This is a genomic window from Natrarchaeobius chitinivorans (genome assembly GCF_003841505.1).
In the GTDB taxonomy this organism is placed as follows: domain Archaea; phylum Halobacteriota; class Halobacteria; order Halobacteriales; family Natrialbaceae; genus Natrarchaeobius; species Natrarchaeobius chitinivorans.
Map to the genome: position 1 here is coordinate 96,997 of NZ_REGA01000013.1, position 19,712 is coordinate 116,708.

21 protein-coding genes are annotated in these 19,712 nt (G+C 59.9%); 11 read left to right on the forward strand and 10 right to left on the reverse strand.

Annotated features, from left to right (window positions below; all coding sequences use genetic code 11):
• Window positions 1-83: 83 nt before the first annotated feature.
• From EA473_RS14480 to EA473_RS14495, 4 genes are all read right to left on the reverse strand, one after another.
• Window positions 84-518: a chemotaxis protein CheW gene (locus EA473_RS14480; RefSeq protein ID WP_124196361.1), complete on the reverse strand. Its 435-nt coding sequence runs from the start codon at window positions 516-518 to the stop codon at window positions 84-86.
• A gap of 2 nt (window positions 519-520) precedes the next feature.
• The gene (locus tag EA473_RS14485; protein WP_124196362.1) at window positions 521-2,146 is read right to left on the reverse strand and encodes a methyl-accepting chemotaxis protein; all 1,626 of its coding nucleotides are present in this window, start codon (window positions 2,144-2,146) and stop codon (window positions 521-523) included.
• Between the two features lie 218 nt (window positions 2,147-2,364).
• Window positions 2,365-3,384: a chemotaxis protein CheW gene (locus EA473_RS14490; RefSeq protein ID WP_124196363.1), complete on the reverse strand. Its 1,020-nt coding sequence runs from the start codon at window positions 3,382-3,384 to the stop codon at window positions 2,365-2,367.
• Window positions 3,381-4,169 carry a ParA family protein gene (locus EA473_RS14495; RefSeq protein WP_124196364.1) on the reverse strand — a complete coding sequence of 263 codons (789 nt, stop codon included), beginning with the start codon at window positions 4,167-4,169 and terminating at the stop codon, window positions 3,381-3,383. Before EA473_RS14495 ends, EA473_RS14490 begins: the two co-directional genes overlap by 4 nt.
• 140 nt (window positions 4,170-4,309) lie before the next feature.
• On the opposite strand from EA473_RS14495, the gene EA473_RS14500 reads away from it, so the two are divergent.
• The 4 genes from EA473_RS14500 (at window position 4,310) to EA473_RS14515 (ending at window position 8,481) form a co-directional block, all read left to right on the forward strand.
• Entirely contained in the window at window positions 4,310-4,669 is a 360-nt protein-coding gene (locus EA473_RS14500) for a response regulator (RefSeq protein WP_124196365.1), read from the forward strand.
• On the forward strand, window positions 4,669-5,724 hold the full coding sequence (gene cheB, locus EA473_RS14505) for a chemotaxis-specific protein-glutamate methyltransferase CheB (RefSeq protein ID WP_124196366.1): 1,056 nt from the start codon (window positions 4,669-4,671) through the stop codon (window positions 5,722-5,724). The genes EA473_RS14500 and cheB overlap by 1 nt, the downstream gene beginning before the upstream one ends.
• Complete coding sequence (cheA, locus tag EA473_RS14510) at window positions 5,712-7,757, forward strand: chemotaxis protein CheA (protein ID WP_124196367.1); 2,046 nt, start codon at window positions 5,712-5,714, stop codon at window positions 7,755-7,757. Before cheB ends, cheA begins: the two co-directional genes overlap by 13 nt.
• Before the next feature lie 100 nt (window positions 7,758-7,857).
• Entirely contained in the window at window positions 7,858-8,481 is a 624-nt protein-coding gene (locus tag EA473_RS14515) for a chemotaxis protein CheD (protein ID WP_124196368.1), read from the forward strand.
• A 56-nt stretch (window positions 8,482-8,537) separates the two neighbouring features.
• Here the strand turns inward: EA473_RS14515 and EA473_RS14520 are convergent, their stop codons facing one another.
• From EA473_RS14520 to EA473_RS14530, 3 genes are all read right to left on the reverse strand, one after another.
• The gene (locus EA473_RS14520) at window positions 8,538-9,206 is read right to left on the reverse strand and encodes a hypothetical protein (RefSeq protein ID WP_124196369.1); all 669 of its coding nucleotides are present in this window, start codon (window positions 9,204-9,206) and stop codon (window positions 8,538-8,540) included.
• 1 nt (window position 9,207) lies between these two features.
• Complete coding sequence (locus EA473_RS14525; RefSeq protein WP_124196409.1) at window positions 9,208-9,918, reverse strand: RAD55 family ATPase; 711 nt, start codon at window positions 9,916-9,918, stop codon at window positions 9,208-9,210.
• 156 nt (window positions 9,919-10,074) lie between these two features.
• Window positions 10,075-12,789, reverse strand: coding sequence for a COG1470 family protein (locus EA473_RS14530; protein ID WP_124196370.1), 2,715 nt, complete (start codon window positions 12,787-12,789; stop codon window positions 10,075-10,077).
• Between the two features lie 290 nt (window positions 12,790-13,079).
• On the opposite strand from EA473_RS14530, the gene EA473_RS14535 reads away from it, so the two are divergent.
• The 3 genes from EA473_RS14535 (at window position 13,080) to EA473_RS14545 (ending at window position 15,937) form a co-directional block, all read left to right on the forward strand.
• The gene (locus EA473_RS14535; protein WP_124196371.1) at window positions 13,080-13,664 is read left to right on the forward strand and encodes a hypothetical protein; all 585 of its coding nucleotides are present in this window, start codon (window positions 13,080-13,082) and stop codon (window positions 13,662-13,664) included.
• Between the two features lie 150 nt (window positions 13,665-13,814).
• On the forward strand, window positions 13,815-15,077 hold the full coding sequence (locus EA473_RS14540) for a HEAT repeat domain-containing protein (protein WP_124196372.1): 1,263 nt from the start codon (window positions 13,815-13,817) through the stop codon (window positions 15,075-15,077).
• Complete coding sequence (locus EA473_RS14545; protein ID WP_124196373.1) at window positions 15,074-15,937, forward strand: CheF family chemotaxis protein; 864 nt, start codon at window positions 15,074-15,076, stop codon at window positions 15,935-15,937. Before EA473_RS14540 ends, EA473_RS14545 begins: the two co-directional genes overlap by 4 nt.
• 52 nt (window positions 15,938-15,989) lie before the next feature.
• On the opposite strand, the gene EA473_RS14550 is transcribed toward EA473_RS14545, so the two are convergent.
• From EA473_RS14550 to EA473_RS14560, 3 genes are all read right to left on the reverse strand, one after another.
• Window positions 15,990-16,184 (reverse strand): hypothetical protein, encoded by a 195-nt coding sequence (locus tag EA473_RS14550; RefSeq protein ID WP_124196374.1) that lies wholly within the window; start codon window positions 16,182-16,184, stop codon window positions 15,990-15,992.
• A gap of 110 nt (window positions 16,185-16,294) precedes the next feature.
• Window positions 16,295-16,573 carry a DUF7521 family protein gene (locus EA473_RS14555; RefSeq protein WP_124196375.1) on the reverse strand — a complete coding sequence of 93 codons (279 nt, stop codon included), beginning with the start codon at window positions 16,571-16,573 and terminating at the stop codon, window positions 16,295-16,297.
• 1 nt (window position 16,574) lies between these two features.
• The gene (locus tag EA473_RS14560) at window positions 16,575-16,934 is read right to left on the reverse strand and encodes a helix-turn-helix domain-containing protein (RefSeq protein WP_124196376.1); all 360 of its coding nucleotides are present in this window, start codon (window positions 16,932-16,934) and stop codon (window positions 16,575-16,577) included.
• A 329-nt stretch (window positions 16,935-17,263) separates the two neighbouring features.
• Here EA473_RS14560 and EA473_RS14565 point away from each other — a divergent pair, with 329 nt between their 5' ends.
• The 4 genes from EA473_RS14565 to EA473_RS14580 all read left to right on the forward strand — a co-directional run bounded on the left by EA473_RS14565 (window position 17,264) and on the right by EA473_RS14580 (window position 19,704).
• On the forward strand, window positions 17,264-17,869 hold the full coding sequence (locus EA473_RS14565) for an archaellin/type IV pilin N-terminal domain-containing protein (RefSeq protein ID WP_124196377.1): 606 nt from the start codon (window positions 17,264-17,266) through the stop codon (window positions 17,867-17,869).
• A gap of 2 nt (window positions 17,870-17,871) precedes the next feature.
• Window positions 17,872-18,513, forward strand: a complete 642-nt coding sequence (locus tag EA473_RS14570) for an archaellin/type IV pilin N-terminal domain-containing protein (RefSeq protein ID WP_124196378.1) — start codon at window positions 17,872-17,874, stop codon at window positions 18,511-18,513.
• 207 nt (window positions 18,514-18,720) lie between these two features.
• Window positions 18,721-19,218 (forward strand): flagellin, encoded by a 498-nt coding sequence (locus EA473_RS14575; RefSeq protein ID WP_124196379.1) that lies wholly within the window; start codon window positions 18,721-18,723, stop codon window positions 19,216-19,218.
• Entirely contained in the window at window positions 19,219-19,704 is a 486-nt protein-coding gene (locus tag EA473_RS14580) for a flagellin (protein WP_124196380.1), read from the forward strand. It begins immediately after the preceding gene.
• Window positions 19,705-19,712 lie beyond the last annotated feature (8 nt).

Below are 19,712 nucleotides of genomic sequence, written 5' to 3' on the forward strand. Positions count from 1 at the left end.
CGATTCGTACCGTCTGGTGTGCGTCATTTCCGGGGGCCGTGACCCAGAGCGGTTCCACTGGAATATCGGTACAGCAAACCGTATCAGACTCGAACCTCGGTCGGATCGATCCAGAGGACGAAGTTGGTTTCTCGCCGGACGATTCCTGCGATTCCCGCACTGCTTACGGACGTGTCGACGTCTACCGTCTCGAGTTCCTGCACCTGGTGGACTTCGTCGGCGAGCCACCCGATCCGATCGTTCGATTCTCGTTTTCGTTTGAACACGATGATCCGGTCACCGAGTTCGTCGCTTTCTCCCTCGCCGAAGATCTTTCGGAGATTGACGATTTTCGTGGTTTCGCCGCGAAGATCCATCACGCCCTCGATGTGAGCCGGGGTGTTCGGGACCGCGGTCAGTTCGTCGGTGTTGACGATTTCTGCGACGTATCCGATATCGACGCAGTATCGGTTCTCACCGAGATCGAACTCGAGTACGTGCGTACTCGCCGCTTCGGTTACGTGGTTCGTCGTTGCCATCGTTATCTGGTGTCGTCTACGCTCGTCAGCCGGCGAATTTCGGCGTCGATCTCGCCAACGAGGTCCTCGAGGCGATCGTTGAGCGCGACGATGTCGTCGATTTCGGCAGCCACCTGCTGGGATTGCTCCATCGCCGTATCGGTCATACTCGCGACCTCTTCGGTGGTCGCGGCCTGGTCGTCGGTCGCGACGGCGACCTCTTCGATCCCGGTGCTCGCCTCGGTGATGGAGGCCCTGATCCGTTCGAGGTTGTCGACGGTTTCCTCGACGAGCGTGACGCCGTCGGCGATCTCGTCGTTGGCAGTCTCGAGGCTGTCGACGGTCTCCTGGGTGTCGTCCTGTATCTGATCGACCATCTCCTCGATGGTCGACGCCTCCTCCTGGGATTCCTCGGCGAGTGACTTGACCTCGTTTGCGACGACGGCGAAGCCGTCGCCGGCCTCGCCGGCGGTAGCGGCCTCGATGGAGGCGTTGAGCGCGAGCAGGTTGGTCTGGTCGGCGATGTCGTTGATGACTTCGACGATTTCGTCGATGCGCTGGACGCCGTCACGGAGGTCCTCGACGTCGTCGGTGACGGTCTCGGCGGCGTTCTCGACGCGTTCCATCTTGTCGATGGCCTCTCGTGCGGTTCCGGTCGTCTCCTCGGCGAGCTCTTCGGCCTGTTCGCTGGTGGCGCTTACTTCCTCGGCGTTGGAGGCGATCTCTTCGACCGTCGCGGAGAGCCCCGACACCTCGCTTGCGATCTCGTTCATCGATCCGGCCTGTTCCGTTGCCAGATCGTTGATCTCGTCCGTACTCTCGGAAACGTCGTCGGAAACGGTTCGGACGTCCTCGAGCGTCGACCGGACGTTTTCGCTGGCGTCTTCGATCTCTTCTCGGCTTCGATCGTCCTCCTCGAGTTTCGATTCGTAGGCGTCGATCAGTTCTTCGTACTCTTCGAGTTTCGACTCGTACTCCTCGAGACGCGACTCGTATTCAGCGATCCGTTCGTCCTGTGCGTTCGCGTACGCCCGGATCGCGAGTTGCTCGTCGACGTTTGCGAGTCGGACGAACGAGAGAGTCCGTTCGACGACGGTGTCGACGGCGGTCGAAACCGGTCCGTCGTTCGTCGTCGTGACGACGCCGCCGTCGGTCCGGCTACCGTCGACCGGTTCCAGGCCGCCCTCGTCGCCGTACTCGGCTTTGACGTCTGCTGCGATCTCTTCGAGTACGCCCTCGTAGTAGACGGTCCGCGAACCGAGGAAGACGTCGGGCCGCGATGCGAGAACCGGGCCGACCCCCTCGGCCGAGAGCCGCTGGCCGAAGAACTCCTCGTCGTACTGGCCGCGTCCGATCGACTCCAGGGTCGTTTGTTGACCCCGCTCGAGTGCACCCTCGTCCGGAACGGTCTCGGGAAGCGTCCCGTTTTCGCCCGCGTGGGTTCGGACGCGGTCTGTGAACGCCGCAGCGAGGTCCGCTCCCGCGGCGTCGAATACGTGGTGTATCGATTCGAGTACGTTTTCGTCTTCGTCGCGGAGCGAAGCGAGCTGTTTCGCCTGGTTCACGTCGGCGGTCCCCACGTCGAAATTCGCAATGGATCGGCCGAGTTCGGCGTCGGGATCGGTCGCTCCACCGTCGGATCTAGACATGCTCGTGAAAGGGTCGGACAGCTAAATAAGTGTTTTTGCAGGAGACACTGCTGTTAGATGAGATGGCCACAATAGTAATGTAACTGAAGGCGTTGCGGTGATCGATCACCGTCTCGACACTCGCTGGAGACGTGCTCGCGACGTTCGATGGAGACGTACTCGCGACGATCGGTGAAGCGGCGGGTTCGTCCGCCGCGTGTACCCGTCTCACCCGATCGTTATTCCGTGTTTTCGATGATCGCGTCGATGTCGAGCCACGTGACGAGGTTCGTTCGGCCGTCGGTGTTCTTTTTGATGATCCCCTCGATGAACTCGTGTTGGTGGTCGGCGGTCGTATCCATCACCGACCCGGTTTCGTCGATCTGGGACTCCCGATAGGTGACCGCCTGGGAGACGTCGGTGACGCGGATACCGAGTTTCTGTTTGTCGTCGTCGCGTTTGAGGACGACGATGTAGTGGTCCTCCGAGAGTTCGTTTCGGTCGACGTCGAGCATGACCGTCGGATCCAGAATGCCGGTGATCTCGCCGCGGAGATCGGTGACGCCGTCGATCGCGTCCGGTCCACGGGGGAATCGAGTTATCTCTTTCATCTCGACGATAGCGCTTATCCGATCGATTTCGACGGCGTAACGACTTTCGTTGAGGAAGAACTCGAGCATCTGAACCGTGTTTTCGGAGTCGTGAGCGGAGTGGATCAGTGCGCTCCCCTGTTCGAACACGGCTTCGTCCCGGCCGATCGCTGCCCTGCACGACTCGTCGGTGTCCATCGTGAGGACGGACGCATCGACCGTCGGTTCGTCACCCATTGTTTCGGTCGACGTCACCATCTCCGACGTATCAGCGATCGCTCCCTGAAGCGCCGGCTCGACGTTCTGGCGATCGGCCCCATCCGGTGTCGACGTCTCTGACGGTGCGTCGACCGTTTCGGCTTCGTCGAACTCGACCGTCTCGCCGGAGTCAGTTCGATCCGATGGGTCGGCGGTCGCTCGTTCGTCCGAACGCGACGGCGTGTTCTGCCCGATACCCGATTCGTCCGGCCCGTCGCTTCCGTCGTCCTCGGCCGTCGTTGTCGCATCGTCTTCCGATCGGCTTTCGGTGGTCGTTACGTCCTCGGCCGTTTCGTCGTCACCTGGCTCGTCTTCGGACGATCCGGTATCGCCTTCCGAGTCGGAACCGTCTCGATCGCTTCCGACTCGATTTCGGAGGTTTCGCAGTCGTTTCGCCCTGTCGTCGGTCATGCCGGCACCCCCGTGGTCGCGAGCTGTTCGTCGATACGTTTTGCGACGTCCATGAATCGATCGGCCATGTCTATCTCCTCGTCGACCCCGAACACCGACCGCCCCTCGGTGAACGCTCGTTGAAGTGCGACCCGTTTACGCACCCGGTAACTGGGGACGTCGGGTAGTGCATCATCGAACCACTCGAGCATCGCCTCGTCTTCGCTCGTCGTTTCGATGCGATTGGCGACGAGTGCGACCGGTTCGATCTCGAGGCCGTGTTCCATCTCGAGCGAGCCGACGTAATCGAAGAGCAATTCGAGCGAGCGTTTGCTCGTCGGTTCTGTGAGCGCGGGAATCACGAGGTTTTCAGTCGCGTATAGGGCGTTGTCGGTGAGGACGCCGAGGTGTGGCGGACAGTCGACGACGACGAACTCGTATTCGCTTTCGAGCCGATCGAGCAGTTCGGCCAGGTGGGTTTCGGGGGCTGACTGCTGGGCCAGCGTCGACGCAGCCGCGTTCATGTCGATGTTGCTCGTGATGACGTCCATCTCCGGGTGTGAGTAGACGAGTTCCTCGGCCGCCACGCCATCCGGATCGACGAGTGCGTCGAGCAACGTCGGCGGCTCGTCGTCGTAGGCCTCGAGGCGGCCGAGTCCCTCCGTCGCGTTTCCCTGGGGATCGAGGTCGACGAACAGAACGTCGCGCCCGAGTTCGTTCAACGCACCGGCCACGTTGATGGCTACGGTCGTCTTCCCGACACCTCCTTTCTGATTTGTCACACAAAGCCGAGCGGGTCCCGCCATTCGTCCAATCGATTTCGACTCTGCCTACATAACTCGCACGGCCAAACTCGTCGCTCGTCCGACCGAGCGATCCGCTCGAGTCGGCTAACGGGCGTAAATTGGCCGAATTCTTTATGCGGCGAACCTCACAAACCAGTCCCATGGCAGTCAACGTCTTGATCGTCGACAACTCCGAGGTGATCCGCGCGGTCCTTCGGGAGGCGATTTCCGAGGAGTTTCAGGTCGTCGCGGAGGCAGAAGACGGCGCTGAAGCTATCGACGTCGCTGAAACCGCCGCTATCGACGTCGTCATAATGGACCTCGTGATGCCCGGGGTCGACGGAATCGAAGCAACTGCCACGATCAAGGAACTCCATCCGGACGTGAAGGTCATCTTCTGTACGAGCGTTACCCAACAGGAACGAATGCAACCCGCGATCGAAGCGGGGGCGGACGGCTACGTCACGAAACCGTTCGAGCACAGCACGATTCAGAACGCGATTCGGGACGTTTTGCCCTGATGGTTCGAGCCGTCATCGCGGACGACTCCGCCGTCATGCGTGAAACCCTCGGCAAGATCCTCGAGGACGGCGGGATCGACGTCGTCGCACGAGCGAAAAACGGGACGGAAGCGGTGGATCTCATCGCCGACCGCAAGCCGGACGTGGCGACGATCGACATCCAGATGCCCGGGTTGACCGGCCACGAGGTGATCGAACGCGTGATGGCGGACAATCCGACGCCGATGCTGGTCATCAGTTCGCAGACGACCAGAAACGCGGATGCGACGTTCGATGCGCTCGAGGCCGGCGCTGTCGACTTCATCGCCAAACCGTCGGGTGATAATTCGGTCGATATCTGGACCCAACAGGACAAGATCGTCGACCGAGTGCGGGCCGTCGCGGACGCTGACGTATCGCCGACGGACGCCGGAGGCGGACGGACGATCCACGAACGGGCTCCGACGATCGACGAATCCGACGCGTTCCCGTCGGAGCCGACCCTCGTGATCGGTGCATCGACCGGCGGCCCGCGCGTCGTAGAGCGGGTACTGTCCGAACTCCCGAACCGAGCAGGACTACGAATACTGGTGGTACAACACATGGCTGATCATTACACGAAACGTTTCGCGAACCGTCTCAACGAACGAACCGAATACGAGATCCGTGAGGCACGCGACGGCGACACGGTCGGACCCGGCGAGGGCGTCCTCGCGAAGGGCGGAGTCCACCTCGCCGTCACCGACTGCACCGACGGCCGAATTACGGTCGCCCACGACGACGGCCCCAAACGTCACAACGTCAGGCCGGCCATCGACGTCACGATGGAAACCGCTGCACAGCACGTCACGGGCAATCTCGTCGGAACGATCCTGACCGGAATGGGTGCCGACGGCGCTGCCGGCCTCGAGGCGATTTCGGACGCGGGTGGGAAGGCGATCGTACAGGACGAAGGGACCTCTCGAGTGTACGGAATGCCGAAGGTCGCTGCAGAACGCGTCGACGTCGATATGGTCCTTCCAGAGGGTCGGATCGCCGAAGGGATCACGAACGCGTTCCGGGGGTGGTCCGCGTGAGTGATCCGACCAGTACCTTCGTCCAGGAAAGTCAGGAGGACATCCAGCAGTTGAACAATGCCCTCCTCGACCTCGAGAACGCGGACGACCCGGAGAACTCCGACGCGATCGAGACGGTGTTTCGGGTCGCCCACAACCTCAAGGGCAACTTCGGCGTGATGGGATACACCGACGCGAGTGAGATCGCTCACGCGGTCGAGGACTTACTCGACTGTATCAGAAGCGGCGAACTCTCCGTCACAGGGGAGCGGATGGACCTTATCTTCAGCGGCGTCGATCTCCTCGATCAGATGGTCCAGGAGATCTCCGCCGACGGCGAGACAGAGGCGGATCCCGAGGCGACGATCGAGGAGATCCGCGCCTCGATCGAGGCCGGTGAAGCAGGCGACGAAGCTGAGTCCGGTGTGCGGGAGAGCGCCGAAGACGAGGCGGGATCGTCCGTCTCGTCGGACCGGGCGGTCCCACTCGAGGCCCTCGCCTCGGCGGTCGCCGACGACGACCGGGAGGAGGTCGACGTCTTCCGAACCGTCGTCGAGTTCGAAGAGACGGGGTCCGAACACGTCGACGCGATGTTCGTCATCGACGCCATCGAAGACGAGTACGACCTCCTCACGCTCGAACCCGGAAACGACGTCATCGAAGAGGGCGAGTTCGATGCGACGTTCGACGCGTACGTCCTGACGGACCCGTCCGTCTCGACGGACGAGGTGACCGCGTTCTACGAGGACAACCGGTACGTCGACGGTGTCTCAGTGTCCCGAATTACAGACGACGTCGTCGCCGAACACGACAGGCACTCTTCCGGGGACGATGCGACCGATCCGGAAGACGACGCGGGCGCTGGCGACGACACCGACGCCGGCTCGAGTTCGGGCTTCGCCCACGCCAGCCAGGAGGTCGAATCGATCAGGGTCGACGTCGAACAGGTCGATCAGCTGTACAATCAGGTCGAGGAGATGGTGACGAGCCGGATCAAACTCCGGAAGATCGTCGAGGAAAACGACCTCGTCGAAGCGGAAGACGAACTCGAGGAACACGGAAAGATCACGGCGAGCCTCCAGGATACGGTCCTCGAGATTCGCCTGGTTCCGCTGAAGAAAATCGTCGGCAACTTCCCGCGGGTCGTACGCGACCTCGCGAGAAAGCAAGAAAAGGAGATCGACTTCCAGATGGAGGGAGTCGACATCGAGATGGATCGATCGATCCTCAACGAACTGGGAGATCCGTTGATGCACCTCATCCGTAACGCGGTCGACCACGGCATCGAATCGCCGGCCGAACGCGAACGCACGGGGAAACCGCCAGAGGGAACGATCAAACTCATCGGGGAGCGCGATCGGGATCGCGTCTCGGTGACGGTCCAGGACGACGGTCGCGGACTCGACGTCGAGGAGATCCGCGAGAAAGCGATCGATCAGGGCGTCATCACCGAAGAGGAGGGACGCGTTCTCGAGGATTCGGAGGTTTACGACCTGATCTTCCACCCCGGATTCTCGACGACGGAGGAAGTTACCGAGGTCAGCGGTCGCGGCGTCGGCATGGACGTCGTCAACCAGGTGGTTCGTGGCGTCGACGGATCGATCAACGTCGAGAGCGAACCGGGTGCGGGGACGAGCGTGACGCTCATGCTACCGGTGAGCGTCGCTATCGTTCGCGTCCTCTTCGTCACCGTCGGCGAGGAAACCTACGGCGTCCCGATCAAGAATATCGACGAAATCTCCGAACTCGAGGACGTGACGATCGAGACGGTCGAGGGGAGAGAGACCGTGACACACGACGAACGCGTCTATCCGTTGCTCCCGCTTGATGATCGACTCGACGTTCCAGACGTCGAACCGTCCGGGGACGACATGGTCGTCCGGATCAAGGATACCGTGAGGCAGGTGTGTCTGCGCTGTTCCGACGTCGTCGGACAGGAGGAGGTCGTCATCAAACCTTTCGAAGGCGTCCTGAGTGGAGCCCCCGGAATCAGCGGCGCATCGGTTCTCGGTGAGGGTGAAGTCGTGATGATACTGGACGTTGATACGCTGTGACGATGGATTTCCGCGATTCGGCTCTGGAATCGACCGATTCGACCACGAGCGTCGTACCGTCTGGCGGTTCGACCGACGATCCGATTCGACGGTGACACCGATGGGAAGACCAGACGACGAGCGCGATCCGTCCGACGACGATGACGGGCCGGTTTATGCGTCCAACGCGGACGATTCTGCTCGTCCCCTCTCTGCGGTGACCGACGGTACGTCGTCGGACGTTCCGTACGGCGCTGGTCGATCGAGAGAGGCGTTACTGGTAGGGATCGCGGATTTCGAAGTCACCGACGATGCCACGTTGCTCAAAACCAGTGGCCTGGGATCGTGTATCGGCGTCGCCGTTCACGACGAAACGGCGGGGGTCTCCGGTCTCTTGCACTTCATGCTCCCGGCGGCGGCCGACGCACACAGTAGACGCCATCCGGACGCGAAGTTCGCCGACACCGGGATTTCGGCCATGCTCTCCGCATTTCGGGAGATCGGTGGTGACCCGGCCCGGTCGTGGGCGAAAAGTGCCGGAGCCGCAACGATGGTCGACTTTCCCGGGACCAACCGTTCCATCGGCGAACGAAATATCGATGCCGTCACCCGCGAACTCGAGGCCGCAGGCGTACGGATTGCGGCGACGGATTTCGGTGGACAGTGCGGTCGGTCGATCGAGTTCGATCCGGTAACTGGAACGCTCACCGTCAGCCGTGCCGACGGATCCGAACGGATGCTGTAGGTCTCGAGGATCGTTCGCGTTCTCGTCGTTATCGGTGGTCGTTCGCGTTCTCGTCGTTATCGAGAGTCGCTCGAGTCCTCGTCGTCAGGTCGCTGGTTCCCGTCGCTGATCCGCTCGTTCTCGCCGTTCGTCGAGTTATCCCCGCCGGAACTCGTCTCGGTGACTTCGTCTTCCGGACTCGTATCGTTCTCCGCTCGGTCGGATTCGTCGCGGTCGCCACGACTGCCGTCGACCGGTCGGCCGAACACCGTTCGATCGCTGTCTGGCCCGGCGGTGGGTCCATTTCCCCCGAGTCTGTCGAGAAAAGACGGCTGTCCTACGCGATCGGTGCTGTCGTCGGGGAGGGTGTCGATGTCGACCCGCCGAAGCGCTCCGGGAACCGTACCGTCCTCGAACACGTCGTCGCCGTCGGTGTCGTCGAACTCCGCGTCGGACGACTCCGCCGGCGGTTCGACGACGGTTTTTCCTTCGACCAGTGAATCCCACACTTCGTCGTCGTCGTCGACTTGCTGTCTGATTTCCCGGGCCTCGTTGCGTCCTTTCTGGAAGGCCAGATCGACGAAACTCCGATCGTAGTTCGATCCCGTCTGCTCGCCGAGTCGCTCGAGTTCCCCGGGATAGGTCCGTCCGAGGCGGGCGGCGACGCCGAGTGCAAACGCTCGTCTGACGACTTCTTCGGGGTCGTCGATCGTCTGCCAGTCGGTGTCGAAGGTCTGTTCGTACATCTCAAGACTGGATCTTTTCGGTGGGGTCGACCCGAAGCCCGCGGTCGGTGAACTCGACCTTTCGGATGTCACAGTCGATTTTCGTCCCTCGCATCTTGATTATCTGGACTCCCCTGGTCATCCCGCCGGACTCGAGGTAGTTGTGCATGAAGATGACGCCGTGGGCCAGGTAGTGACCGTCCGAGTAGGAGGTCGGATCGGTCATCTCGGAGATCAACATCACCGTCGCGTCGGCGCGTTTGAGCTTCGTCAGGAACTTGATTAGCGCGTCGAGATCGTCCGAAAAGTAGTACTCGAGTAACATCGTCGAGTCGATGACGAGTCGGTCGACGCCTTTCGATTCGACGAACGCGACGAGCTGGTTGGCGAGGTTGTCGACGTTTTTCGGGAACTCGTTTTTGTTTCGGGACGACGGCGACAACAGCCGCTTGGCTTCGCTTTCGAAGGCGTTGAGTACTTTCACGTGCCCGGAGTTGACGGCCTGGTCGAACCCGAACTCGTAGTTGCCGAGGTCGGAGACGAGTTCCGCTTCCGTCTCGTGTAACGTCAAAAACAGCGTCGTTTCGCCGTCGATCGCTCCTTTCGTGACGAACTGCGAGCAAAACGTCGTCTTGCCGCTTCCTGGCGGGCCGCTGATTACGTACAACCGGTCTTTGAGAAGACCTCCGTCGACCAGCGCGTCGAAGCCGGGTACGCCCGTTGTGATTCGCATCATCAATGATCAGGTGTGTACCGGATAAATAAATTCTGCATTTATATTGGAAGGTTGTGGTGAAAAAATACGAACGGTGGCCAGAGACCACCGGACTGACAGTCCTCGAGTGGTCCTGAAGGATTCACCTGCCTGCTGACGGGCGTTTTCGAGTCGTTATCTGAAGTTCGCGATGAGGATCCCGTCCGCACGGAGGACGACGCCGATGTCGCCGGTGATACTCTGGAACACCTCTTCGTGAGCCGTGATATCTTCGACGCCCGCGCCGACTTTGAACTGGTCGACGTCGGGTAACGAGCCGAGATCCCGTCGTTCCTCGGGCCCCAGTTCGAGGTCCTCGAGTACGACCGTGTCCTCGGCGGTCTGGCACCGAACGCGAACGGTTGCGGCTCGAGGGAGCTCGTTTCGGACGACCAGCGTTCCCGTTCCGAGTCCGAGAGCGCTTTTCGCGACGGCGATGATAGCAGCCACGTCGCCCTGCCGGACCGCGATGGCGAGTCGCGCCCCCGTTCGACGCATCGACTGTGCGCTCTCCTCTCCCCACTCCTGTAGGGTTTGTGCGTCCGGCGGGAACTCGTCTGGGTCTTTCCGGTAGACGAGGAGTGTGATCACGGACGCGCCGACGCCGAGGACACCGAGGACGAACAGGTACCACGGAACGCCGCGCTCGTCTTCGTCGCCACTAGCATCATCTGCTGACTCGCCGTCCGTGTCGGACCCGTCCGTACTGGGCTCGCGGATCGGTTCGTCCCCGTCGTCGGGGTCGTCGACTCCAGCCGCTGTCACCGTCTCGCTTACGTTGTCCGTGACGACCGAGAAGTTCGAGTCGTCGTCCGGCGCGTCTACCGTGGTCGTGATAGTCCGTTCTTCCCAGGGCTCGAGATGGACGCGGTCGATGTGGACGACTTCGTCGTCGAGGATGAACTCGACGTATTGCTCGTCGGGTTCGAGTCCCGTGTTGTTGATCGCGGCGGACAGTTCGATCTCCGTGCCTGAAACGCTGTCACGATCTGCTGATAACTCCGTCACGTCGAACCTCGCGTTTTGGGCACGAACGGTTGCGTTGACCACGTCCTCGTCGTCGGCGCTGATCACGGCAACCTCGATTTTCGGTACGTCCGCATCACGCGTGCGAAACGAAAACCGCTCGATCGTTCGCTCTCCAGCCTCGAGCGAGATCGTCTTGTTGTCCCGGACGTGGTGGTTCGTCGTCCGCGGATCGTCAACACCGCGATCGATCCGCACCCGGACGTCCTGCTCGTCACCGATGTCACCTGTGTTCTCGATCGCAACGGTGGTGATCAGTTCGTCGGTCACGTTGACCGGTTCGACGATACCCTGAATATCGACTGCAAACCCGCTGCCTGCGACGAGCGGGCGAGCGGTATCCCCTGTTCCAGGAGTTCGCAACTCGACGTCGACTCGAGGCGCATCACCCTGCTGGGTTTCGTACGTAAACTCCGATTCGACCCACTCGTCGCCGTCAAGCTCGATCATCTGTTCGTCCACGACTTCGCCGTCGACGTAGAGCTGAACGGGGTGTTCTTGCGTGCTATCCGGAATAACGCCGGCGTATCCGATCTCACCGGTGATAACGAGCTCGTCGCCTTCGTCAGGGTAGTTCCTGTCGATGATCTCGGCCGAGACGCTTTCGTTGTACGAGGCCTGACCGATCACGTCGACGTCGGCGGTCGACGTATTGCCTCCGTCTTGACTCGTAAGCGTGACCGTCACCTCCGGCGCATCGTCTTCGCTCGTCTGATAGGTGAACGGTTTAGTCGTGCTGTCGCCGGGCCCGAGCGTGACCACCTCCGTCGAAACGTGCGAGCCGTCGACACGGAACTCCACGAGAACGTCCTGTTCTCCCTCGGGATCGTTCCCGAATCGTTCGATCTCCGCTGTGATCTCGAGTTCGTCTCCCGCTGCGGGGGCAATCTCGTCGGCATCGGTGATCGTCACCAGGGTCTCAGCGGCGTGAATGGTGATATCGGTAGAATCGATCCCGCTGCTCGTTGCGCTGAATTTGGTGTCGGCGATCACCTCGGCCATCGCGGCTTCCTTATCACCCTGCTCCGTCTCGTACTCGAACTCGAGCGTCGTCGTCTCTCCTCGCTCGAGGGATAGTTCCTCTTCGACCGAACCGGTTACGTTCCCACTCTCGTCCAGGAACTCGAGAAGCACGTCCTCCTCGTCGGTTCCGTAACCGTCGTTCGTGATCTCTACCGGTATCGTCAGCGTCTCTCCTTCTCCGACGGGGTCGATCTGATCGTCGAGTATCGTGACGTTGAAATATGCCTCGTTGGCTTCCTCGAATACGATCTCGTCTCCGTCTTCGTCTCCGACGGTCGCCGGTATTCCTTCCTCGCTGGTCTCGATGACCCCGTCGTCGTTTACGACGAGCGTATCGTTGACGTAGCCGTTGGTACTGACGACCAGATTTGGATCGCCAGAAATCGTTTGGACTCTGTTGTCCTCGCTCCCGGCGACGATCTGCTCACCGCTGTTGGCGTCGACGATCATCCCATCGTCGTCGACGATGAGCCGATCGTCACCGTTGCTCCCATCGACGCTGACGTACGGTTCCGGCGGGATCTCGTCGGCCTCACTTTCGGTAACGACGTGGTCGTCCGCGAATCGAACGACGACGTATTCGTCCTCGTGGTCGTCGTCCGCTGTTACAACGTCCGGTGTTGCGACGAATAGCCCCCCACCGATCAGCAACAGCGTGGCAACGAGTACGGCGAGTCTTCCCCAGTCGAACTCGTGACACAGTCCACCTTCTGTTCCAACCCGGCTTTCACTTCCACCTCGAGTCGCACGGCTCTCCGTTGGGCCCTCAGCCGTGCCGGTGATCGACGCCGCGCTCAGCATACCATTCGCTCCCCTGACGTCGAACCGCGTTGCCGTAGTTGCTCTTTCATTGTTCCGTCATTGGTTCCGATCGCAACCTGATGTTGCCCAGTAAGGAATCCTGTTATATGATATTGCCGGCCCGCCGATCACCACCGTCTCCACTTTGGTCCGTCTATCACGTTCGTCTCATTTCGTTTCCGACGTCTGCTCTGGTTTCCGGACGTGTCTGTTTCGGCTCGTTCATCATTTCTCGAGTGGGCGGTGCGGCCGACGCGTTTTTCACCTACTGGTGCGAGGGATCCGATAGGATGGCAGAACCCGGGAATACCAACCGAGGGACGCAACTAACTCGGAGACGGGCACTCGCGGTCGCGGGCACTGTCTCGCTCGGGACGACGGCAGGCTGTCTCGATTCGATCCAGGGCATCGGCGGCGGCCGAACCGAAATCGAGCCTACCGAGCCGGACGACCGCGACGACTCCGGGACCGATGGCGACCACGTGCCCACATACGGCGAATTTTACCATCATCTCGAGGACGCTGGGATCACCGTCGACGAACTTTATCACGACACCGACGACGACGATCTAATCCTGTTTTACGAATCGGACGCGGAGACGCGGGACGAGTCCGACAACGAGATCGCCCAGATTTACATCATCTTTCGGGACGAACTCGTTGCCCGCGGCTCGGACGTCAATCACATGTACACGGAAGTGATCGGCGGATTCGACGGACAGGTCGACGGCTGGGGTATCAATTCGGAGTGGGCCGAGGACGATCTCGCCGGTGTTGCAGAACCGATCGACGTGTGGAACGCCATCGTGGATACGATGGTATACGAGGGCGACTCCGATCGATACGACCTTCCCGAGGACAGTACTGATCAGTGAGATGACCCGGCTACTCTCGAGAGATGGGGCTCAATTCATACATCGAACGCGGCCGTGGCGACTCTTGGACGAGACAGTTATATATTCCTTTCACACTATCTTTGAATCGAACGCCGGGAGAGCGGACGGTCGTCAGGTGATCTCGTACGAATGACGCTATTTAAACTCGAGCGAAATGCGGAATTCGAGAAGCTCATCACGCATCTCGAAGAGAGTCCGAACCCCGACATTCGAAAGCGATCGGCCGAGATTCTCGGCAGCCTCGAGTCGGAGACCGGTGGAACGAATATCTCCCACGATGAGGTCGTCGACTCCCTCGTCGAGGCCTCGAAAGCTGACGACGACGAGCGGGTTCGGGCGGCGGCTATCGACGCGTTGGATCAGTACGGTCAGGAAGCTCTCGAGCGGTTCATCGGTGAACTCTCCGAGCAGGATATCGACGACGTTGCGGAGTGGAAGAAAGCACAGATACTCGCGCGCGGGTTGAACGCAGAGCAGGCTGAACTCCGGATGGCAGCCGCCACCGGTCTGGGGAGGATCGGTGAGGATAACGTGTTGAGTCAACTGGTCGCCCGGCTCGAAGACTCCGATTCGCGAGTTCGAAAACGGGCTGCTCGCGCGCTCGCACGCGTTGAATCTCCGGAGTGCGTCCCGGCACTTTCGCGGAACCTCCACGAGGATCAGTACGACGTTCGCGTCGAGGTCGCCTACGCACTCGCGGATATCGGGACGCAAAACGCGCTGGCCGAACTCGTCGAGATTGCAGACGACGATGACGAAGTGTTGCGCCGAATCGCTGTCGACGCGCTGGGACGACTCGGCAGCGTCGAAGCTGTCGAGATACTCGCAGGTGCACTGAGTGACGAGACGGAGATGGTCCGTCGGACTGCGATGTTTTCGCTCGTCCAACTGCTTTCGGAAGCCCCCTCGAACGCGAGCCACCAGGTCCGTGAAAAGATCGTCGACGAGCTCGAGGAGGCGAACGAACGCGATTCCGTCCAGCCGCTGATCGAGATTCTGAGTCGAAGCACGGAGACGGCACAGCGACGTAACGCTGTCTGGTTGCTTGGACGCATCGCCGACGACGCGTTCCGAACCGAAGCTCAGGACGCGTTGATCGAGACGCTTGCCGACGACGACGAGATGACGTCGAAGTTCGCGGCGACGAGTCTGACACTGCTCGACGGCGACGGACTCGAACAGCGGCTGATCAAACTCGTCGAAACGGAAACCAAAGACGAAGAGATGCGCGTCAAGGCGCTGTTCGTCCTCGGAAAGATCGGGGGCGATCGGTCGCGAAAACGACTCTCGAAGTTCGTCGAGCGAACCGAAAGCGATCGGTTACGAAAGCGCGGGTTTTCTGCGATTTCGAAACTCGGGGGGATGGAGATGCCAAGCGGTGATCTCGCATGAGCAAGTCAGAGCAAAAACTCGCGGACGTGACCGGCAAGTTCACGCAGGTGGTTCGTGACGGACGAAAGCTGTCGGATACGAACTGGTCGAACGGTCGCATCGTTCTCTCGAACAAGCGTATGGTGATCGTCAGCAACGACGGGAAGACGACGATTCCCCTGTCGAAGATCCAGTCGATTCGTGGCCGGTACGACGTCAATCAGACGATCGCGAAAGTGTCGAACTACATCAGCATCAACTACGGTCAAAACGTCCATCTCATCTCGATGGAGGAGGTCAGTTCGTTCGAACTCGAGTTACAGAAAGCCATCCTCGACGGTGAGATCGTTCTGATCAAACATCCTGCAGTCAAAGGCGGCGTCGTTCAGGATGCCTCCTGGACCAAAGCCAGGGTCAAGATCAACGACGGCGTCGCGAATTTCGCCGTTGAAAACGGAAAGCTCGTTCAGATCGAAGTCGACGACGTCGGAACGGTCGAGAGCGACGAACGAACGATACGATCCTCCGAGCGACCCGTGGTCGAGGCCGAGCACACCGAAAGCGGCTCGAGCGTCCAGACCTACCTCTCCGGTTCGCCACAGAACTGTGCGATCTTGAAGTCCGTCCTCGACCGGGGGGCCGAAAAGAACGCCTCGCAAATCGATCTCTCCGGAAAAGAAGAGGAGGTGTTGATGGCGATATACTCGGGTGTGTCTCCCTTCGAGGTCCCTGAATTCCTCGACATTGATACGGACGACGTCGAGGAAATCTACGAGCGACTGATCGAACTCGACGTGTTAGAGGAGGTCCGCGTCCGTCGAGAGGTCGCACTGAAGCCCCGAGGACGGAACATCGCGAGCGAAGCGATGAACAACAAGTAGCTGTGTCCTCACCCTCGGGCGAACATACGCACCCCGGCGCAGCGTCGATGGACTATTCGCTTTTCAGATAGCTCACGTCGCGCTCGAGTTCGTACCCCTTCGGTACGCCGACTTTCTTGAGACAGTCGTCACACAGCGGCTTGGCGTACGATCGGTTGTTCGTCTTTCCCAGAACGTTGACGTCGTCGAGTGAGGTTACGTCATCACAGCGCGCGCACTCGATTTTGCTCCCGTCGATAATGTCCATATCAGCTTATCCGGGTGTACGTAAAATAAGCTTCCCGGCCATCGATTCTGGATCAACCTTTCCCGGTCATCGATTCTGGATCACCCGATTGCGACTCGGTATCGGCGGTGCTATTCGGCATACAGGCTCAGAATCACCGCGACGAATCCGAGCGTCGTGACGAAGTAGTTGACCGTCAACAGCGTCCGCGGGTACTGGAAATCGCTCACGAAGGCGCTAATCGTGGTCGCGGAGGCGGCGGCGACGATCAGCGTAAACCCGATCGAGAGGTAGATCATCGATGTCCGCTGTGTCTCTGCGTACGCCTGGACGGCCATTCCGGCCATCACGAGACCCGATGTGATCAACGTGATGCTGAAGACGGCATAGAGGATTTCGACTGGTTCCATCTCAATCGTTCCCGCTGACGCTTCGGCTGAGATCCTCCCAGACGCTACTGAGTGGCTGACCCGTTCGATCGCGTTCTTTCGATTCGATCTCGAGGGAGTCGTCCTCGAACCGTATTACGATCTCCTCGACGTTACGTCGGTAGAGCGTTTGACTTTGGCCAGTCTCTCCGAACTCGCGTACGTCTTCGTCGTCCTCGAGGAGACCGAGTTCGTTGAGCGTCTCGACACGTCGATAACTGGTGGTCACGGGAATCTCGAGTTCGTTGCTCAGCTCCTGGGCAGACTTCGGTTCGTCCGCTGAACGCAGAATGTCGGGGCTGTATTTTTTACCCAGGCTTCCCAGTACCTCGGTCGGATCCATGCCAACGTAGAAAACCCGGAGACACTAAACCGTACTGACCGTCTACTCCACAAATGTGTCCCGTTTTCACTCGTGAAAACGACTCGAGAACTTATCGGTCATATATGTTCTGGCCGATTGATGTATCGACGGATTCTGATCGGGAATCAGTTGGCGGGTGGTCCGGTAACCACTCGCATACGTGCGCGTAACGCTCGGATTAGGCGGCCCGTCGAAACGAGTAGGTCGCCCACAACTCTGTTCCCATACTTGAAAATACTGGCTCAGGTTTAATAACGGGTAATTTAGAGTATAGGACGAGCCCGCAACGCGGGTGTAACCCCTAACACATGTTCGAAGATAACGAGAACCGCGGTCAGGTGGGGATCGGCACGCTCATCGTGTTCATCGCGATGGTGCTGGTCGCCGCGATCGCCGCAGGTGTACTAATTAACACCGCTGGTATGCTGCAGACGCAGGCAGAAGCCACCGGTGAGGAATCGACCGATCAAGTGAGCGACCGGCTCGACGTGGTGAGCGTCTCCGGAACGGTAGACGATCCTGACGATCCAACGCAAATCCACAACCTCAGCTTCGTGGTGGCAACGGCCCCAGGGTCTGATCCCGTGGATCTGAATCGGACGACAGCTCAATTCATCGGTAACAGCGGTGAGCAGATGGTCAACCTGAGTGCGGATGGTGTAAACATCACTAACATTCAGGGTGTCAGCGAAGAAAATGAGAACAACGTTCTCACCGAATCGAGCGACCGCGCCGAAGTCGTGTTCGAATTAGATAGTGATTCACCCAACGAGAATGATGGTATGGGTTACGAAGCTCTCAACGAGAGCGAACGTCTGACGGTCATCCTGACGACGGACGCCGGTGCGTCTACCGAACAGGAGATTCGCGTCCCGAGTACGTTCATTGAAGACAAGGAATCGGTGAGGCTGTAACAATGTTCACGAAAGACACCGGCGACAACCGCGGTCAGGTAGGAATCGGCACGCTCATCGTGTTCATCGCGATGGTGCTGGTCGCCGCGATCGCCGCAGGCGTCCTCATCAACACCGCTGGCATGCTCCAGTCGCAGGCTGAAGCTACCGGCGAAGAGAGTACGGACCTCGTCTCCGAGCGGATCGACGTTACGAGCAGTATCGGTATCGTCGGCGACGCAGATGACGGAAATCTCTCCGAGATCAAACTCGGTGTGACGGGTGCTCCCGGTGCTGACAACATCGACCTCAACCAGACCATTATCCAGGCTGTCGGTCCGGAGGGTCAGGCGAACCTCGTCCACAACGCCAGCTTCGAAGGCGATACCAACGCAACGAACCTGAGCGATGGAGAGTTCGGCGTCGTTGATGAGAACGGAGTCGGTCTAGATGACTCCGATGCAATTCTCGACGAGACCAACGGCGACCTCAGTATCCTCCTGAACCCCGAGGCGGATCCGTTCGGTGATGGTGACGGTGCAGATGCATTCGGTGAGAGTGACCAGGCATCGGTCGACATCGTTTCGCCTTCCGGCGCGACGACATCGGTCGAGCTGAACGCCCCCGACCTCTTCAACGAAGACGACGCAGCGGTTCGGCTCTAACTCGGTTCACTCGTTTTCGATTCGATTTTATTGGGACTTCGTCAGTAGTGTCGTCTCCATTGGCCGTTAGCTCCTGGATATCTCCTCCGCTGTCTGCGCTACTGCGTCTCCATTTGTTTTCACGGCGCTCTCTCGAGGGATGTCCTCATCGCGCATTCGGATGGCCGGCACGCTTTTGAGCGTCCCATCCCTCATCTCGACTCGAGAATGGGGTTCAGTACGAGCGGCGCTGTTCTGGTCATACTCATCGGCGTTCTCGTGGCCATGAGCGTCATCGTCCCCACGGTGTTCAACGTCGGTGCGGCGACTGGCGAGGCGTTTTCCACCCAGAGCGAACAGCTCCGTGATCAACAGAACACGGCCATCGCGATCGAGTCGTTCGAGAACGTCACCGACACGGATACGGAGGCGAACGCGACCGTCAATATTACGAATGCTGGCGCGTCTTCGCTGTCCGTCGGTAAAACCGATCTGGTCGTCAACGGCGAGTACTATCCGATTCGCGGGAGCGACGCCGAAACGACGATAGTCGACGGCGAGGCCAACCGCTCGAGCAGCGATATCTGGTCGCCAGGGTCTCACCTCGAAGTCGAGATTATCGACGACAACCTCGAAACGGTGATCACGGGCGACGGTGATCGCGTTCGGATCACGACCGAACACGGAATCGCCGACGCGGCGACGATCACGGAGGCGGATGGGTAAATGGCGAGCGTTTCGGCTGCCCACCTGATCATGTTCATCGGAAGTCTGGTGATCGCGTCTGCCGTCGCCGGGACGGTGATCATGGAGGCCGGACAGGTAAGCGACTCGATCGAGACCCGTGGGACGTCAGTCGCAGACGAAATCGAGACCGAAATCGCGATCATCAGCGACGCCTCTCGATCCGAGACGATCGTCGATGATGACGCCCGGACCGTTACCCTTCTGGTCAAAAACATCGGAAACGCAGATCTCGAGGCCGACTCGAGTACCGTCGATATATTAGTCGACAGTTCGTACGTTTCGTCCGCCGACGTCACTGTCGAACGCGTCGACGCCGACAGTACTGTCTGGGAACCGGGCGGTGTCGTCGCGATCGAAATCGCAGACCAGAGTGTGGACGGCGATACAGCTGTGACGCTCATCGTCAGTGGAAACGAGGACACGATACGATTCCACTGGGCCGCCGAAGACGAGGCAGACGATTGAAACGACAC

Bases quoted from the DNA above. Each gene is read 5' to 3' on its own strand.
- EA473_RS14480 (WP_124196361.1), bottom strand. From the start codon at position 518: ATGGCAACGACGAACCACGTAACCGAAGCGGCGAGTACGCACGTACTC.
- EA473_RS14485 (WP_124196362.1), bottom strand. From the start codon at position 2,146: ATGTCTAGATCCGACGGTGGAGCGACCGATCCCGACGCCGAACTCGGC.
- EA473_RS14490 (WP_124196363.1), bottom strand. From the start codon at position 3,384: ATGACCGACGACAGGGCGAAACGACTGCGAAACCTCCGAAATCGAGTC.
- EA473_RS14495 (WP_124196364.1), bottom strand. From the start codon at position 4,169: ATGGCGGGACCCGCTCGGCTTTGTGTGACAAATCAGAAAGGAGGTGTC.
- EA473_RS14500 (WP_124196365.1), top strand. From the start codon at position 4,310: ATGGCAGTCAACGTCTTGATCGTCGACAACTCCGAGGTGATCCGCGCG.
- cheB (WP_124196366.1), top strand. From the start codon at position 4,669: ATGGTTCGAGCCGTCATCGCGGACGACTCCGCCGTCATGCGTGAAACC.
- EA473_RS14515 (WP_124196368.1), top strand. From the start codon at position 7,858: ATGGGAAGACCAGACGACGAGCGCGATCCGTCCGACGACGATGACGGG.
- EA473_RS14520 (WP_124196369.1), bottom strand. From the start codon at position 9,206: ATGTACGAACAGACCTTCGACACCGACTGGCAGACGATCGACGACCCC.
- EA473_RS14525 (WP_124196409.1), bottom strand. From the start codon at position 9,918: ATGCGAATCACAACGGGCGTACCCGGCTTCGACGCGCTGGTCGACGGA.
- EA473_RS14530 (WP_124196370.1), bottom strand. From the start codon at position 12,789: ATGCTGAGCGCGGCGTCGATCACCGGCACGGCTGAGGGCCCAACGGAG.
- EA473_RS14535 (WP_124196371.1), top strand. From the start codon at position 13,080: ATGGCAGAACCCGGGAATACCAACCGAGGGACGCAACTAACTCGGAGA.
- EA473_RS14540 (WP_124196372.1), top strand. From the start codon at position 13,815: ATGACGCTATTTAAACTCGAGCGAAATGCGGAATTCGAGAAGCTCATC.
- EA473_RS14545 (WP_124196373.1), top strand. From the start codon at position 15,074: ATGAGCAAGTCAGAGCAAAAACTCGCGGACGTGACCGGCAAGTTCACG.
- EA473_RS14550 (WP_124196374.1), bottom strand. From the start codon at position 16,184: ATGGACATTATCGACGGGAGCAAAATCGAGTGCGCGCGCTGTGATGAC.
- EA473_RS14555 (WP_124196375.1), bottom strand. From the start codon at position 16,573: ATGGAACCAGTCGAAATCCTCTATGCCGTCTTCAGCATCACGTTGATC.
- EA473_RS14560 (WP_124196376.1), bottom strand. From the start codon at position 16,934: ATGGATCCGACCGAGGTACTGGGAAGCCTGGGTAAAAAATACAGCCCC.
- EA473_RS14565 (WP_124196377.1), top strand. From the start codon at position 17,264: ATGTTCGAAGATAACGAGAACCGCGGTCAGGTGGGGATCGGCACGCTC.
- EA473_RS14570 (WP_124196378.1), top strand. From the start codon at position 17,872: ATGTTCACGAAAGACACCGGCGACAACCGCGGTCAGGTAGGAATCGGC.
- EA473_RS14575 (WP_124196379.1), top strand. From the start codon at position 18,721: ATGGGGTTCAGTACGAGCGGCGCTGTTCTGGTCATACTCATCGGCGTT.
- EA473_RS14580 (WP_124196380.1), top strand. From the start codon at position 19,219: ATGGCGAGCGTTTCGGCTGCCCACCTGATCATGTTCATCGGAAGTCTG.